14 protein-coding genes are annotated in these 14,049 nt (G+C 58.4%); 6 read left to right on the top strand and 8 right to left on the bottom strand.

The window, feature by feature from the left end; translation table 11 throughout:
* Positions 1–46: 46 nt before the first annotated feature.
* A complete protein-coding gene (ppk1, locus tag ACF8YQ_RS16535) occupies positions 47–2,185 on the top strand; it encodes a polyphosphate kinase 1 (RefSeq protein ID WP_396622034.1) in 2,139 nt (712 codons plus the stop codon).
* Between the two features lie 41 nt (positions 2,186–2,226).
* A complete protein-coding gene (locus tag ACF8YQ_RS16530; RefSeq protein ID WP_396622033.1) occupies positions 2,227–3,519 on the top strand; it encodes a DUF945 family protein in 1,293 nt (430 codons plus the stop codon).
* 77 nt (positions 3,520–3,596) lie between these two features.
* Here the strand turns inward: ACF8YQ_RS16530 and coaD are convergent, their stop codons facing one another.
* The 4 genes from coaD to ACF8YQ_RS16510 all read right to left on the bottom strand — a co-directional run bounded on the left by coaD (position 3,597) and on the right by ACF8YQ_RS16510 (position 8,297).
* Entirely contained in the window at positions 3,597–4,079 is a 483-nt protein-coding gene (gene coaD, locus ACF8YQ_RS16525) for a pantetheine-phosphate adenylyltransferase (protein ID WP_014422845.1), read from the bottom strand.
* A 287-nt stretch (positions 4,080–4,366) separates the two neighbouring features.
* Positions 4,367–5,965, bottom strand: a complete 1,599-nt coding sequence (locus ACF8YQ_RS16520; protein ID WP_396622032.1) for a GMC family oxidoreductase N-terminal domain-containing protein — start codon at positions 5,963–5,965, stop codon at positions 4,367–4,369.
* Positions 5,966–6,002: 37 nt separating this feature from the next.
* On the bottom strand, positions 6,003–6,641 hold the full coding sequence (locus tag ACF8YQ_RS16515; RefSeq protein WP_396622031.1) for a hypothetical protein: 639 nt from the start codon (positions 6,639–6,641) through the stop codon (positions 6,003–6,005).
* A 210-nt stretch (positions 6,642–6,851) separates the two neighbouring features.
* Positions 6,852–8,297, bottom strand: a complete 1,446-nt coding sequence (locus ACF8YQ_RS16510; protein WP_396622030.1) for a coniferyl aldehyde dehydrogenase — start codon at positions 8,295–8,297, stop codon at positions 6,852–6,854.
* A gap of 180 nt (positions 8,298–8,477) precedes the next feature.
* Between ACF8YQ_RS16510 and ACF8YQ_RS16505 the strand changes: the two genes are divergently transcribed.
* Complete coding sequence (locus ACF8YQ_RS16505) at positions 8,478–9,155, top strand: TetR/AcrR family transcriptional regulator (RefSeq protein ID WP_041655135.1); 678 nt, start codon at positions 8,478–8,480, stop codon at positions 9,153–9,155.
* A 200-nt stretch (positions 9,156–9,355) separates the two neighbouring features.
* Here ACF8YQ_RS16505 and yihA read toward each other — a convergent pair whose 3' ends face one another.
* Positions 9,356–10,000 (bottom strand): ribosome biogenesis GTP-binding protein YihA/YsxC, encoded by a 645-nt coding sequence (yihA, locus tag ACF8YQ_RS16500; RefSeq protein WP_114433702.1) that lies wholly within the window; start codon positions 9,998–10,000, stop codon positions 9,356–9,358.
* A gap of 182 nt (positions 10,001–10,182) precedes the next feature.
* Here yihA and ACF8YQ_RS16495 point away from each other — a divergent pair, with 182 nt between their 5' ends.
* The 3 genes from ACF8YQ_RS16495 to ACF8YQ_RS16485 all read left to right on the top strand — a co-directional run bounded on the left by ACF8YQ_RS16495 (position 10,183) and on the right by ACF8YQ_RS16485 (position 12,516).
* Positions 10,183–10,791, top strand: coding sequence for a cytochrome c (locus tag ACF8YQ_RS16495; RefSeq protein ID WP_011786978.1), 609 nt, complete (start codon positions 10,183–10,185; stop codon positions 10,789–10,791).
* A gap of 171 nt (positions 10,792–10,962) precedes the next feature.
* On the top strand, positions 10,963–11,601 hold the full coding sequence (locus ACF8YQ_RS16490) for a thiol:disulfide interchange protein DsbA/DsbL (RefSeq protein ID WP_011786977.1): 639 nt from the start codon (positions 10,963–10,965) through the stop codon (positions 11,599–11,601).
* 54 nt (positions 11,602–11,655) lie between these two features.
* Entirely contained in the window at positions 11,656–12,516 is an 861-nt protein-coding gene (locus ACF8YQ_RS16485) for an endonuclease/exonuclease/phosphatase family protein (protein WP_396622029.1), read from the top strand.
* A gap of 69 nt (positions 12,517–12,585) precedes the next feature.
* On the opposite strand, the gene rpmG is transcribed toward ACF8YQ_RS16485, so the two are convergent.
* From rpmG to radC, 3 genes are all read right to left on the bottom strand, one after another.
* Positions 12,586–12,741: a 50S ribosomal protein L33 gene (rpmG, locus tag ACF8YQ_RS16480; RefSeq protein WP_008173465.1), complete on the bottom strand. Its 156-nt coding sequence runs from the start codon at positions 12,739–12,741 to the stop codon at positions 12,586–12,588.
* Between the two features lie 11 nt (positions 12,742–12,752).
* Positions 12,753–12,989 (bottom strand): 50S ribosomal protein L28, encoded by a 237-nt coding sequence (gene rpmB, locus ACF8YQ_RS16475; protein WP_011786975.1) that lies wholly within the window; start codon positions 12,987–12,989, stop codon positions 12,753–12,755.
* A 220-nt stretch (positions 12,990–13,209) separates the two neighbouring features.
* The gene (gene radC, locus ACF8YQ_RS16470) at positions 13,210–13,884 is read right to left on the bottom strand and encodes a DNA repair protein RadC (RefSeq protein WP_014422834.1); all 675 of its coding nucleotides are present in this window, start codon (positions 13,882–13,884) and stop codon (positions 13,210–13,212) included.
* Positions 13,885–14,049 lie beyond the last annotated feature (165 nt).

Raw genomic sequence — 14,049 nt, 5'->3', positions numbered from 1 at the left:
AGCGGCTGGTGGCCGAAGCCCGCCTCAACGATGGATATAAAGAGCAATGACAAGCGAAACCGTGACAGAGACAGGCAGTGAACAGAGCGTCCCGGCGCCGGTGGATCTTCCTCCCGTTGGTGAAGAAGTGAATCTGGATGCCAGCGAGAACTACTTCAACCGCGAACTGAGCCAGCTGCAGTTCAATTACCGGGTGTTGAAGCAGGCGCTGGATACCACGCATCCTCTGATCAACCGTTTGATCTTCTGCTGCATTTTCAGCAGCAACATGGACGAGTTCTTTGAAATCCGGGTGGCGGGTCTGCGCCAGCAGATGAAGTATGGCCGCGAAACCGTGGGTGTCGACGGCATGCTACCGGAACAGGTGCTGGCGGAGATCAGCCGCGTTGCCCACGACTATATTCATGAGCAGTACGATATTCTCAATAATGTCCTGATTCCGGAGCTGGAGCAGGAGAACATCCACTTTGTCCGACGCCGTGAGTGGACGCCGGCCCAGGCCGAGTGGGTACGTAATTACTTTGACGAGGAAATTCTGCCGGTGGTCAGCCCGATCGGGCTGGATCCGTCACACCCGTTCCCCCGCCTGGTGAACAAGAGCCTGAACTTCATCGTCGAGCTGGACGGCAAGGATGCCTTTGGTCGCGAGACCGGGATGGCGATCGTGCCAGCGCCTCGCTCCCTGCCGCGCCTGGTGCGTTTGCCGGATGAGGTGTGCAACGGCGGTGATAATCTGGTGTTCCTGTCTTCGATGATCCACGCCCACGCTGATGAGCTGTTCCCGGGTATGGAAGTGAAGGGTTGCTATCAGTTCCGGCTGACCCGGAACGCGGACCTTGAGCTGGAAGACGATCTGGAAGACCTGGCCTCGGCCCTGCGCGGCGAGCTGCTGAGCCGCCGGTTCGGTGATGGCGTTCGTCTTGAGGTGGCGGATAACTGTCCGGAGGAGCTGGTGCAGTTCCTGCTGCGGGAATTTGGCCTGACCGAGCGGGATCTTTACCAGGTCCATGGCCCGGTGAACCTGACCCGCCTGATGGCGGTGGGTGGTCTGGTGGACCGGCCGGACCTGACCTATTCCAGCTTCTCACCGTCGATTCCGCGCCAGATTCGCAGCAAGGAATCCATGTTCGATGCGATCCGAAAGCGGCCACTGTTGCTGTTGCATCCCTATGAAAACTTCAGCCCGGTGGTAGATCTGTTGCGCCAGGCGGCCAAGGACCCTCAGGTGCTGGCCATTCGCCAGACGCTCTATCGTACCGGTGCCGATTCGGAAATTGTCGAGGCCCTGGCCGATGCTGCGCGTCGCGGCAAGGAAGTGACGGCGGTTATCGAATTGAGAGCCCGTTTCAGCGAGGCCGAGAACCTGGAGCTGGCCAGTCGGCTGCAGGAAGCTGGCGTGATCGTGGTTTACGGTGTGGTCGGGTACAAAACCCACGCCAAGATGATCCTGATTGTCCGTCGGGAAGAAGGCCGCCTGCGGCGCTACGTGCATTTGGGCACCGGTAACTACCATGCCGGGAACGCACGCCTGTACACCGACTACAGTTTCATGACCTGCGACGAGTCCATTGGCGATGATGTCAACAAGCTGTTCCAGCAGTTGACCGGCATGGGCAAGGCCCTGAAGATCAAGAAGCTGTTTCACGCGCCATTTACCCTGCACAACCGTTTGATCAGTCTGATTGAACGGGAGGCCAGTTACGGTGAGAAGGGGCGGATTATCTTCAAGTTCAATGCCCTGACCGAGCCGCAGATGATCAAGGCCTTGTATCGGGCCTCACAGGTCGGGGTCAAGATAGATCTGATCATCCGCGGCATATGCTGCCTGCGGCCGGAAGTACCGGGGCTTTCGGACAACATTCGGGTGCGCTCGGTGATCGGGCGCTTCCTGGAGCACACGAGAGTGTACTATTTCGGTAATAGCGGCCGGCCCGAGGTGTATTGTTCCAGCGCCGATGGCATGGAGCGCAATCTGCTGCACCGGGTCGAAACCGCATTCCCGGTTGAGGAACCCGCCCTGATTGCCCGCCTGCGGGAAGATCTGGATACCTATCTGGCGGACAATTGCCAGGCCTGGGTGTTGCAGCCCGATGGCAGTTACATTCAGAATCAGCCCGGGGAAGGCGAAGAGCGACTGGCATCACAGCTGGTCCTGCTGGAACGCCTGACCGGCAAACCTAACTGAGGCCGGCGGGCCGGCACCGAAAAAATCACAGGACGGATACCTTGAAACTGAAAAAATGGACGCTGGCCGGTCTGGCCGTACTGCTGGTGGCTGGCGGTGCTCCCTGGGGTGTGGGCTATGTCACCGAGCAGCACTGGCGTGAAGCAACGCTGGAAGTAAACCGGGCCCAGCCCTTTCTGAACTTTGAGACCGAGCAGTATCGTCGTGGGGTGCTTGGGTCCGAGGTGTCCGCTACCGTGACCCTGAGAGATCCTGAAACCGGTGATTCTCATACCATAGCGATCGAAATCCAGGTGTCCCATGGTGTCACTGGCAGCCTGATGGATTTCCGGCCGCGCCAGGGTTGGCAGCCCGAAGGCGCTGACTGGTTTCCGGACGATGAGCCCAGTCTGACGCTGGAAACCCGCCTTTGGGGCAGTGCCACGCTTGAGCTGGAAGCGCCGGTGATGAACATTGATAACCCGGAGCGGGAAACGGCCCTTCAGAGCAGTGGCGGTCTGGTGCGGATTGATGTCGGGCGTCTTGGTGAAGCGGCAGACTTGTTGGTGGTCTGGCCGGCGATCCGGCTCAGCGATCCGAAAATGGATGTGACGATTGATAACGTCCATATGGAACAGAGCATGGAATGGCTGGTGGGGGATATCTGGACCGGCTCTGGTGTGATGACCGTGGATAGCCTGACCTTGCAGGGGGCTCAGGCCCCGGCAATGACCCTGATCGGGATGTCGCTTGAAAGCGCCAGTGATGCCAGCCAGAACGGCGAGCGCCTGGACTCGAGGGTTACCCTGTCACTGGAATCGGCCGCTCTGGCGGATCAGGCCTTTGGGCCGCATCGGCTGGAAGTAGCGTTGGAGAATCTGGATGTGGCCAGCTGGAATGACTTCAGTGGCGCCATGGCGGATATGCAGTCATTGGCGTTGAGCGCCGGGGACGACCCGAGGGCCGCGTTTGAACAACAGATGGCGGTGATGCAGCGTTTTAACGAAGCGCTCCGCAGTCTTGCTGCCGAAGGGTTTTCCATGGGGATCCGGGAGCTCAGTCTGGCAACGCCTGAAGGGGAAGTTACCGGCTCACTGGACATCAGCCATCCGGAGCTCTCCGATCAACAGCGTGACAACATGTTGATGGTCATGCAGGCGCTGACCGGGAGTGTGAATTTCAGCATGCCGGTTGCCCTTGCGGAAGACTATCCCGCCGTGCGTATGCAGGTGGCGCCATTGATCAAACAGGGCCTGCTGGTTCAGAACGGTGAGCGCCTGGTCATGGATGGCCGGATGGAGGATCTGGTACTCACCGTAAACGACGTGGAAATCCCCCTGCCTCCGCTGCTCTGAATCTCAACGACCCGCCAGCTGCTGGTACTTCGCCATCAGCTGCGCTTCGGTGATCATCAACGCCCTTCGGGTTTTTCTCAGGATTCGCTGAACTTTTGTTGCAGGGCTTCTGCCACAGCCGGATCTACAAACTCGGAAATGTCCCCGCCCAGCGAGGCAATTTCGCGAATCAGGGTGGAGGAGATGTAAGAGAGGTGGTTGGCGGGAGTCAGGAACACGCTCTCAACTTCCGGCGCCAGTCGGCGGTTCATGTCGGCAAGCTGGAATTCATATTCAAAGTCAGAAACCGCGCGCAGTCCCCGCAGGATAACGGAGGCGTTCTGTTCGCGCACGAAGTCGGCGAGCAGGTTGCTGAAACCGGTGACGCTGACGTTGGGGAGGTGTGCGGTAGCCTTGCGGACCAGTTCGCAGCGTTCTTCAAGATTGAGAAGTGGCTGCTTTTTTGGGTTGTAGGCGACGGCGACGACAATTTCATCGAACATGCGGCCGGCCCGTTCGATGAGGTCGGTGTGGCCGTTGGTGATGGGGTCGAAGGTGCCGGGATAGATGACTTTGGGCATGCACAGCTCCTTTTGTTGGTGAGCCGTAGGATAGCAGCATTGCCTTTGGGGCTGTAGTCCGGAGCGCCGACAATCTGTTTTATGACTCTGGTGCTGGCGCAGGTCGGGGGCGGGTTTCCGGGAGACGCTACAAGCACATCCATGTGCGCTTCTTTCGGGCCGTCCATGGCCCTCAAGACTCCCGGAAACCCGCCCCCGACCTGCTCGATCAACTGGAGTGCTGGCCGCCCCGGCCTCCTACTTCAGACTCCTTATTGCCTCTCTGGAAGGGGGCTCTTAATCGCGGTTCAGGCAGAGTTGGCAAGCCTCTGCGCCAGTCTCGAGCTGTTCCTCGCTGCCAACGCATACACCGACAACTGCGGGTTGGCGCCGATACTGGTGGGGAAGATGGAGGCATCGTGGATGTTCAGGTTGGCGATGTGGTGATGCTCACCGAAACCATTCACCACCGAGGTTTTCGGGTCTGTGCCCATGCTGCAGCCGCCCATCTGGTGCGCGGTGAACAGGCGGGCGCGGTGGGGCTTCATGGGCAGGTTTTTGATGGCTTCTCTGGCCTGGTTCCAGCTGGTGTACCAGTCGGAATCCAGGTGCATGGCCTGGACGGCTTCGGCGCCGGCGGCGAACTGGATTTCGGCCATGGTCAGGTAGGCCTTGCGCAATCCTTGCCAGAGGTAGTCGGTGATCGGGTAGTCCAGTACCGGGCTGCCGTCGTCTCTGAGTGACACTGTGCCGCCCGGGCTGTCCGGGTGGAAGCCGTCGCGCAGCAGGGCGATGACGGATTGCATCCAGGGCAGCTGGCCCAGGTTGTCTCGCTGTGGCTGGCCGTGGCCGGGTACCACGCCGGCTGCCATGGCCGGGTGCAGGGGCGGTACTTCCAGTTTGTAACCTGCCGGGCCGTCGGTGCCTGCCTTGAAGTTGAACTCGTCCGAGTAGATGGACTGGGGAGCGCCGTAGAACGGGTCGATTTTCGCCGGCATGCGGGCGACGGTGGCGTTGACCGGATGGATGAAGGATCGCTTGCCCACGCGCTGGTAAGGGTCGGGCAACTGCGAGCGAAGCAGCAGGCCGGGGGAGCCAATGGCGCTGGCGGCGACCACGAATTGTCGGGCTTTCAGGGTGACCATAATGCCGGATGGGGTGACGCCATCCGGGCCCATGGCGGAGGCGAGCAGGTGGTCGATCCGGTCCTGACTCATCACCAGGCGTTCTGCCCGCAGACCGTGGAAGAGCTGTGCTTTGTGATCCAGTGCGCCGGGGATGGTGGTGAGCAGTGCCCCCTGTTTGGCGTTGGTGGGGCAGCCCACGCCGCAGTAACCGCTGTTCCAGCAGCCTTTGACGTTTCTTGGGATTACCTGCCAGGAGTAGCCGAGTTTTTCGCAGCCCTGGCGCAGGATGTCGTTGTTCAGGTTGGGTGGGGTTTCCCAGGGCGCCATGTTGTGGCGCTGCTCACGGCCCTCGAACCATGGGGCCATGGCGTCCGGTGCCAGTCCTTCGAGGCCGAGCTCCTGGCTCCAGTAGCTGAGCGTTTCGTCCGGGGTGCGGAAGCTGCTGGTCCAGTTCACCGTCGTGGAGCCGCCGACACAGCGGCCCTGTAAAATCGCGATGGCGCCATCGGCGGTTACCCGGCTCATGCCTTCCTGGTACAGATTGGCGTAGGACGTCAGCTCGTCCATCTTGAAGTCTTTCTGATAATACAGTCGACCCTCTTCCACCAGAATCACTGACAAGCCCTGACGGGCCAGGATCTCCGCGGTTGTGCCGCCCCCGGCACCGGTGCCGATAACGACAACGTCCGCCTCTACCGTGCGGTTTTCGCTCAGTTTGCTGGCATCGGTCACATTCCAGCCGGCAGCCAGTCCCCGGGCAATGGGATCGTTCATGGACATACTTCGCTCCTTAATACGATGGGTATCCGGGGTTTTATCAAGCGGCAGGATTGAACTGTGGCAAGGCATCCACCATCCAGGCGGGAGGCCCCGGGTAACCAGACAGGTGCCAGTGGTCTTCATGCCCATAGAAGGCGACATTGCTGATCTTGGTCAGGGCAATGTAGCCGTTATTCAAAAGTCCGATCCGGCTGTCCCGCCAACGCCGCAGAAACGCGTCGGCATCGGCGGTACTGACCGAGGGCCAGTCTGACCATACCCGGGCCAGGGCGATCCGGGTGGGGGCAAAGTTAAGCAGATCAAAGAGCTTGCGCAGCTCCTGCTGATTCGCCGGGCCGAACTTCACAATGCCCTGGTCGATCCGTTCAATCGTGCCGGCAATGGCAAAGCGACGCTGGTTCGGTTCCTCCGGCAGAGCTCCGGCAAACATGGCCGGCAACAGAGCCTCGAACAGGGCGATGTCATCCCGGCTCAGAAACTGGAACTGGTAGCGGGCGTCCATGCGGCTGTCGACCGCGCTGACCCGGCCTGCGGGGGCCGTAGCGCAGCCGCTTAGCCCGGCAGAGAGGCTGACGGTGCTCAGAAACACCGCGCAGCCTAAACCGGTTTTGAGGAAACTGCGGCGGTCCAGAGAGGATGCGTTGGGCGAGCTGTCTGTCGAAACTGGGTCTGTCATCTGATTGTTGGCCGTTTTGTTATCTTTTTTTTGCGCGTTGCGAAACGTTTGATCGCCGGTGGGAGGGAGGTCTTTCCGGGACTGTGCAAAACAGGGATGTTTTGCTCAAGCCTACAGGGAAGTATTTACGGCGTGTCCCGGAAAGACCTCCCTCCCGCCGGCCTGCACCCAGTCCGAAGGCTGGGGCTGGAGAGAAGTGGTGTTCTCTGATTAACGAATAAACAGCTTATATACCAACCGATGCGCCGCCGTACCATGGGGCGCATACACGTATTTGCCGCTGTTGAACTTCTGCTTGGTGAAAATCGCCCGGTGATGGGAGAAGGTCAGGAAGCCTTCCTTACCGTGATAGTGCCCCATACCGGAATCACCAATCCCGCCGAACGGCAGGTCGTCCTGGGCCACGTGCATCAGGGCATCATTGATGCACATGCCGCCGGAATGGGTGTTGTCCACCACATGCTGCTGGTGCGACTTGTCGTAGCCAAAGAAATACAGCGCCAGCGGCCGTGGCCGGTCATTGATGTAATGGATCGCCTCGTCCAGACTGCCGTAACTGATGATCGGCAGGATCGGGCCGAAAATCTCGTCCTGCATCACCTTCATGTCCGGCGTGGTCTTCAGCACCAGTGTCAGCGGAATCTTCCGGGTACCGTCCTTCATGTTCTCGTTGGCGGGATTGATCTCCACCAGTTCCGCGCCTTTGGCCCGGGCATCCTCAAGATAGCCCTGCAAGCGATGGTATTGGCGCTCATTGATGATGGCCGTGTAGTCGTCGTTATCCCGCAGGCTCGGGTACATCTCGGCGAACCGTGCCCGGAATTCATCTACGAACGCCTGCACCCGGTCGGCGGGGCAGAGCACATAGTCCGGTGCCACACAGGTCTGGCCGGCATTGAAGGCTTTGCCGAAGGCGATACGCTGGGCCGCATCTTCCATCGGCACATCCGGCGAAACAATGGCCGGGGATTTGCCACCGAGCTCAAGGGTTACCGGGGTCAGGTTTTCGGCTGCCGCGCGCATCACCAGCTTGCCCACCGAAGTAGAACCGGTAAACAGCAGGTGATCGAAAGGCCGTTGGGAGAAATCGGCCGCCACATCCGCCTCGCCAGTGATCACCGACACCAGATCCTCCGGGAACATCGACTCGATGATCTCCTTGAATAGGGCCGACGTGTGCGGAGTGAATTCCGACATCTTGATCATGGTGCGGTTGCCAGCCGCCAGGGAAGCGACCAGTGGACCGACTGCCAGATACAGAGGGTAATTCCAGGGCACGATGACGCCTACAACCCCTTTGGGCTGGTAGTAAACCTTGTTGCTGGCGGGCTGGAACAGAACCGAAACATGGCGTTTGGAGGGCTTCATCCAGTCGCCGAGATTCTTCAGCGTGTAATTGATGCCCTGAATAGACGGCATGACTTCGGCAATCAGGGATTCGTCTTTGGAGCGACAGCTGAAATCCTGATCGATGGCCTCGACCAGGCGATCCTGATGGGCCAGTAGCGCCCGTTTCAGACGCTTGAGGTTCTCTTTGCGCTCGGTCAGGGACGGCATCGGGTTGTTGCGGAAGGCCTTCTTCTGGTCCTCAAAGACGCGATGCGTGTGCTGGATCTGCTTTTTGCTCTCGGTGAGCTGGACGACGGTGGCACCCATGGTTTTCTCCCCCTGACTGCCTGGAGCGACAGGCGCTGGCAGTCGGTTATTGTCGTTGGCCAAAATCTGTGCGATTTGCGCTTGAAGCTATTATTAGAGTATATACTCTAGGCAGTCAAGAAAGCCGGATGGCTCTTTAGGCCATCCGTGACACTGATAACAACAAACACCGGCATGACGATGAAAACCAGAGACAAGATACTGTTATCCAGCCTGGAGTTGTTTAATGACAAGGGTGAGCGCAATATCACCACCAATCACATTGCCGCGCACCTGGCGATATCGCCGGGTAATCTGTATTACCACTTCCGCAACAAGTCCGACATCATCTACGAGATTTTCCAGGAATATGAAAAGCTGGTGGACTACTACCTGGATATTCCGGAAGACCGACCGATCACCCTGGAGGATATGACCTTCTATCTTGAGTCGGTGTTTGACGGCCTCTGGAGCTATCGCTTCTTCCACCGGGATCTGGAATACCTGCTCGACAGTGACCCGCGGCTGCGCCAGGACTACCGGGAGTTTACCAATCGCTGTCTGGCGGCCATTAACCGGATTTTCGCAAAGCTGGCGGATGCCGGCATTATCCAGCCTCAGCCGGAGGATCTGCGTTCGGCCATGTCACTGAATGTCTGGCTGGTGATTACCAACTGGATGGCGTTTCTGAAGACGGCTCATGCGGCCGAGGAGCCTGCCAGTCTGTCCCTGACCGAGTTAAAACAGGGGATCTATCAGGTGCTGACACTGGAAGTGCCCTATCTCACGCCGGAGTATCGTGAGCGGGTGCTGGCATTGCGAGAAAAATACCGTCCTACCTTGCCTGAAGCCCAGGGTGTTTCTGGCGTTGAGGCATGAGCCTGGCTGGCCTGGTCAAAGTTTGATCTGAAATTGAACTTTTTGAATGCGGCGCAGTCACAGCTAATGACGTTGGGAACCGGACACTCCCTGCGTCTCCTGAGTGAGTTCTCAGGTTTTCGGCCTCTGTTGTTGCAGAGGCACATAGCACGTCGCAAACCCTGACGTTTTCACCGGCCTGTCTTCTTCAGGCCGGCTTTTTATGCCTCAACCGGCGCCTGTTCCGAGGCTTCCAGCCAGTGGGTCAGCGCTTCCCGGCACTCGTCGACTCCGCGCTTGGAGGTGGCGGAGAACATGATGAGGTGCTCCACACATTGATATTCCTTCAGCGTTTTCGCGATACCCAGCATGGCGGTTTTTGCCTGACCAAACTTCAGTTTGTCGGCCTTCGTGGCCAGAATCATGAGCGGAAGGTGGTTATGTTCACACCATTCCACCATCATCTGGTCGAAATCGGTGAGCGGGTGCCGGATATCCATCACCAGAACCAGGCCACGCAGGCAGCGGCGATCATTCAGGTAATGGCCGAGATGCTGTTGCCAGTCGTCTTTCATGTCCCGGGACACTTTCGCATAGCCGTAACCGGGCAGATCGACTAGGCGGGCATGTTCCCGGTTCAGGCTGAAAAAATTGATCAGCCGGGTCCGGCCGGGGGTTTTACTGGTGCGAGCCAGTTTGCCATTGGCGGTGATGGCGTTCAGGGCGCTGGATTTGCCCGCATTGGAGCGGCCGGCAAAGGCAACTTCGGCGCCATGGTCGGGGGGGCATTCGTCCAGTTTGGAGGCGCTGATGAGAAAACGGGCGCTGTTGAACGAGAGGCTTTTTTGAGTCAGATCAGGGTCCACGACGGTTGGTGTTCCTTTGGATTTCAGTTATCGGCGATTAATGTATAATGCTACACCAATTTCCGGCGGGACGCCTCGCGTTGCCGCTGTATGCCCCGGTTTTGCACCTGACGACCCAGTGCCTGCCGGCTGCACAACGAAGAATACTTTCAAGATGCAAAGATGAGAGAAGCGGAGCGAGCATGAAAAGACTGATCGCAGGAGTTGTTCTCGGAGTTGGCCTTACAGCGATGGCTCACGGGGCAGGAGATCCGGCAGCGGGTGAACAGAACGCAGCAGTGTGTGCGGGCTGTCATGGTCAGGGCGGAGCCAAGCCGGTAATGGCTGTGTATCCAAAACTGTCCGGTCTGGGCGAGAAATATCTGTACAACCAGCTGGTTGACATCAAATCCGGGGATCGTGCCATTCCTGAAATGACGGGCCTGCTCAACGCCATGTCCGATCAGGATTTGCAGGATCTGGCTGCCTACTTCAACAGCCAGGAAATGGTTGTTGGTCAGGCCAATCCGGATCTGGTTGAGCAGGGTCAAGCACTGTACCGCGGCGGCAATATGGCCTCCGGTGTACCGGCCTGTTCCGGTTGCCATAACCCCTCCGGCATTGGCAACGAGCCGGCGGGTTACCCTGCCTTGGGCGGACAGACTGCAGAATATGTTATCAAGCAGTTGAAAGCTTACCGGGCGGGTGAGCGCGCCGGAGGCGCGAATGCCGGCATCATGATGGATGTTGCCTCCAAGCTGACAGACGCTGAGATTGAGGCGGTCGCCAGCTACGTATCCGGCCTGAACTGATCGACAGCCGTCAGTTACGACTGAAAACCCCGCCTCGGCGGGGTTTTTGGTATCCGGTATTCATAATACCTAACCGTTCGGTAACGCATTCCTTTGGCCCTCCGGTGGAACTTTTTCGCATCCCTGGGTCATAATCCCCGTTAAAATTCATTGATGGCTCGGAGATTCCCGATGATCAGAACCCTGACGTCTTCCGCCGTTCTGGCGCTTTCACTGTTGTCTGCTGCTTCCCTGGTCAATGCCCAGCCCTGGGTGGCCGGAGAACACTACCGGGTACTGGATAATCCGGTAAGAACGGCATCGGATAACGGTGTCGAAGTGGCGGAAGTCTTCTGGTACGGCTGTCCGCACTGCTACAACTTCAAGCCGCTGGCTGAAGCCTGGGAAGCGGAGGCTCCGGACTACATCAACTATGTGAAGCTGCCGGCGGCACTGGGTCGCAGCTGGGAGCCGCATGCCTACGCATTCTATGCCCTTGAGGCCATGGGCGAGCTGGACAAGGTGCATGACGCGCTGTTCGATGCCCTGGCCGGAGAGCGTCGCCCCCTCAATACCCCGGAAGCTCTGGCTGATTTTGTTGCTGGGTATGGCGTGAACGCCGAGAAGTTTCTGGAAAACTACAACAGTTTCGGGGTGCGTGCCAGAGTGCAGCAGGCCCAGGCCAAGATTCGTGGCGCGCGCATTACCGGTACACCGACTATGCTGGTTGATGGCAAGTACGTGGTAAGTGCCTCCATGGCGGGTAGTCACGAAAACACCCTGAAGGTGGTCGAGTATCTGGCGGAAAAAGAGCGCAGCGGGTCTGAGTAAGGCGCCATGCGGTTCGCCGGGCGCTGGATGGGCTGACCGGAGAAGCGGCTGATAATGTACAAGCGAATCCGTAACCAGCTGAACGGTATACGCAGAAACCAGGAAAGCTCCCGGGGCACTTGTTCCGGGAGCGAGCATGTGCCGGAGTTTGAAGCTCACCGGCACATCCGGCTACTGACTTTCAATATTCAGGTTGGTATCAACACTTCGTCCTATCACCATTACCTGACCCGCAGCTGGCAGCATTTTCTGCCCAATCGCCGGCGCTACGAAAACCTGGATCGGATTGCCACCCTGCTCAGCCAGTATGATGTGGTTGCCCTGCAGGAGTGTGATGGCGGCAGTCTCCGCAGTGGTTACATCAATCAGGTGCAATACCTGGCCGAGGCGGCCGGGATTCCTTACTGGTACCAGCAATTAAATCGCAACCTCGGCCAGATTGCCCAGCACAGTAATGGCCTGTTGAGCCGTTTCCGCCCGCTGGATGTCACTGAACACAAGTTGCCGGGACTGATTCCCGGGCGTGGCGCCATCATTGCGCGCTACGGGGATGAGGAAGACCCGCTGGTACTGGTGCTGATGCATCTCTCTCTCAGCAAGTCGGCCCAGCAGAAGCAGCTTGGATTTATCCGCGAGCAGATTGCGAGCTATCGGCATGTGGTGCTGATGGGGGACATGAATGCCCATGCAGAGCAGTTGCTGACACGAACACCGCTGAAAGAAACCGATCTGATTCCGCTGCCCGACACCGCGCACAGCTTCCCGAGCTGGCGCCCGGAAAAGGCGCTTGACCATATTCTTGTCAGTCCCTCTCTGGAAATCCGGCGCTCTGAAGTGGTGAGCTATCCGGTTTCCGACCACCTTCCCATTGCCATGGATGTGGCGCTGCCCAAAGGCTATCTGGAAACATTCTGAGTCTTGTCTGATGCGTCCAGGCAATAAAAAACCCGGCAGATGCCGGGTTTTTTGTGGAGGCAGGATCAATTACTTGATCTTGGCTTCCTTGTACGCAACGTGCTTACGGACAACCGGATCGTACTTTTTGATCTCGATTTTTTCCGGGGTGTTACGCTTGTTCTTTTTGGTCGTGTAGAAGTGACCAGTGCCTGCTGAAGATACCAGCTTGATTTTCTCGCGCATGATGCGGCTCCTTAAACTTTCTCGCCGCGGGCACGAAGATCGGCCAGCACAGCGTCAATGCCTTTTTTGTCGATGATGCGCATGCCCTTGGTGGAAACGCGCAGCTTCACGAAACGCTTCTCGGACTCAACCCAGAAACGGTGGTTCTGCAGATTCGGCAGAAAACGACGACGAGTGTGGTTCATCGCGTGGGAAACGTTGTTACCGGTAACCGGACGCTTACCGGTAACCTGACAAACTCTGGACATACTTGCCTCCGACCTGAGCAATGGTCTCTATCAATACGAATTCGTTTTTAATGCGTCTCTGGTTGCTCCGGAGCCATACCTGCTGCCGGTTTGCGCTTCTGAAACAGAACGCTGCTCGCCAGACGCCGCCAGAAAGGGACGCTTTTATACCAGAACTGGCCGACCAACGCAAAAAATTGTTGGGAATTTGGCCAGTTTCGGGGCGGTATCCTTCACGGGGCTACATCAATCCTCGTTCAGCAAGGGATATTACCTCACCGTGGCCGATAACCATATGGTCAAGAACCCTGATATCGACCAGTCCCAGGGCCTCTTTCAGCCGGCGGGTCAGGGAAATGTCAGCCTGGCTTGGCTCGGCCACGCCTGACGGATGGTTGTGGGCAAAGATGACTGCGGCGGCATTGTCCTCCAAAGCCTGGCGCACCACCTCCCGGGGGTAAACCGCTGCGCCGTCTATCGTACCCCGGAACAGTTCCCGGTACTGGATGACCCGGTGACGGTTATCCAGGAACAGGCCGGCGAACACTTCATGAGGATAAGTGCCCAGGCGGCTGGTGAGAAAGCGCCGGGTATCTTCCGGTGAGCGCAGCGGATCGCCCTGGCGCAGCGGCTCGTCCATCACTCGCCTCGCCATTTCCATGGCAGCCTGCACCTGGGCATATTTGGCGGTGCCCAGGCCTTTGACCTCGCAGAATTGTCGGCGGGAAGCGGTCATCAGGCCGCGCAGTCCGGAAAATTCGGTGATCAGGTGTCGGGCCAGGGCCATCACCGGCATGCCGGTGGTACCGGTACGCAGGAAAATGGCCAGGAGTTCGGCATCTGACAATGATTCAGGGCCGTGAGTGAGCAATCGCTCACGGGGCCGCTCATCGGCGGGCCAATGGCTGGGTGGCATGTTTGCTTCCTTGCTGGTTTCGGGGAGTGCATCCTGCACCGGGTTCTTGAAATTACAAAGGTTACTCCAAAAGGTAACATTTGGTAAACGAACAGGGGTTCTAGCAGGCTGCCCGTCTGCGCTCGGCATGCTATCTTATAACTCTTTCATTTTACGGGATTACGG

Source organism: Marinobacter sp. W-8 (genome assembly GCF_044342215.1).
GTDB lineage: Bacteria > Pseudomonadota > Gammaproteobacteria > Pseudomonadales > Oleiphilaceae > Marinobacter > Marinobacter nauticus.
This window is presented reverse-complemented; position numbering and strand designations above follow the sequence as displayed.

Bases quoted from the DNA above. Each gene is read 5' to 3' on its own strand.
- ppk1 (WP_396622034.1), top strand. From the start codon at position 47: ATGACAAGCGAAACCGTGACAGAGACAGGCAGTGAACAGAGCGTCCCG.
- coaD (WP_014422845.1), bottom strand. From the start codon at position 4,079: ATGCCCAAAGTCATCTATCCCGGCACCTTCGACCCCATCACCAACGGC.
- ACF8YQ_RS16520 (WP_396622032.1), bottom strand. From the start codon at position 5,965: ATGTCCATGAACGATCCCATTGCCCGGGGACTGGCTGCCGGCTGGAAT.
- ACF8YQ_RS16515 (WP_396622031.1), bottom strand. From the start codon at position 6,641: ATGACAGACCCAGTTTCGACAGACAGCTCGCCCAACGCATCCTCTCTG.
- ACF8YQ_RS16510 (WP_396622030.1), bottom strand. From the start codon at position 8,297: ATGGGTGCCACCGTCGTCCAGCTCACCGAGAGCAAAAAGCAGATCCAG.
- ACF8YQ_RS16505 (WP_041655135.1), top strand. From the start codon at position 8,478: ATGAAAACCAGAGACAAGATACTGTTATCCAGCCTGGAGTTGTTTAAT.
- ACF8YQ_RS16495 (WP_011786978.1), top strand. From the start codon at position 10,183: ATGAAAAGACTGATCGCAGGAGTTGTTCTCGGAGTTGGCCTTACAGCG.
- ACF8YQ_RS16490 (WP_011786977.1), top strand. From the start codon at position 10,963: ATGATCAGAACCCTGACGTCTTCCGCCGTTCTGGCGCTTTCACTGTTG.
- ACF8YQ_RS16485 (WP_396622029.1), top strand. From the start codon at position 11,656: ATGTACAAGCGAATCCGTAACCAGCTGAACGGTATACGCAGAAACCAG.
- rpmG (WP_008173465.1), bottom strand. From the start codon at position 12,741: ATGCGCGAGAAAATCAAGCTGGTATCTTCAGCAGGCACTGGTCACTTC.
- rpmB (WP_011786975.1), bottom strand. From the start codon at position 12,989: ATGTCCAGAGTTTGTCAGGTTACCGGTAAGCGTCCGGTTACCGGTAAC.
- radC (WP_014422834.1), bottom strand. From the start codon at position 13,884: ATGCCACCCAGCCATTGGCCCGCCGATGAGCGGCCCCGTGAGCGATTG.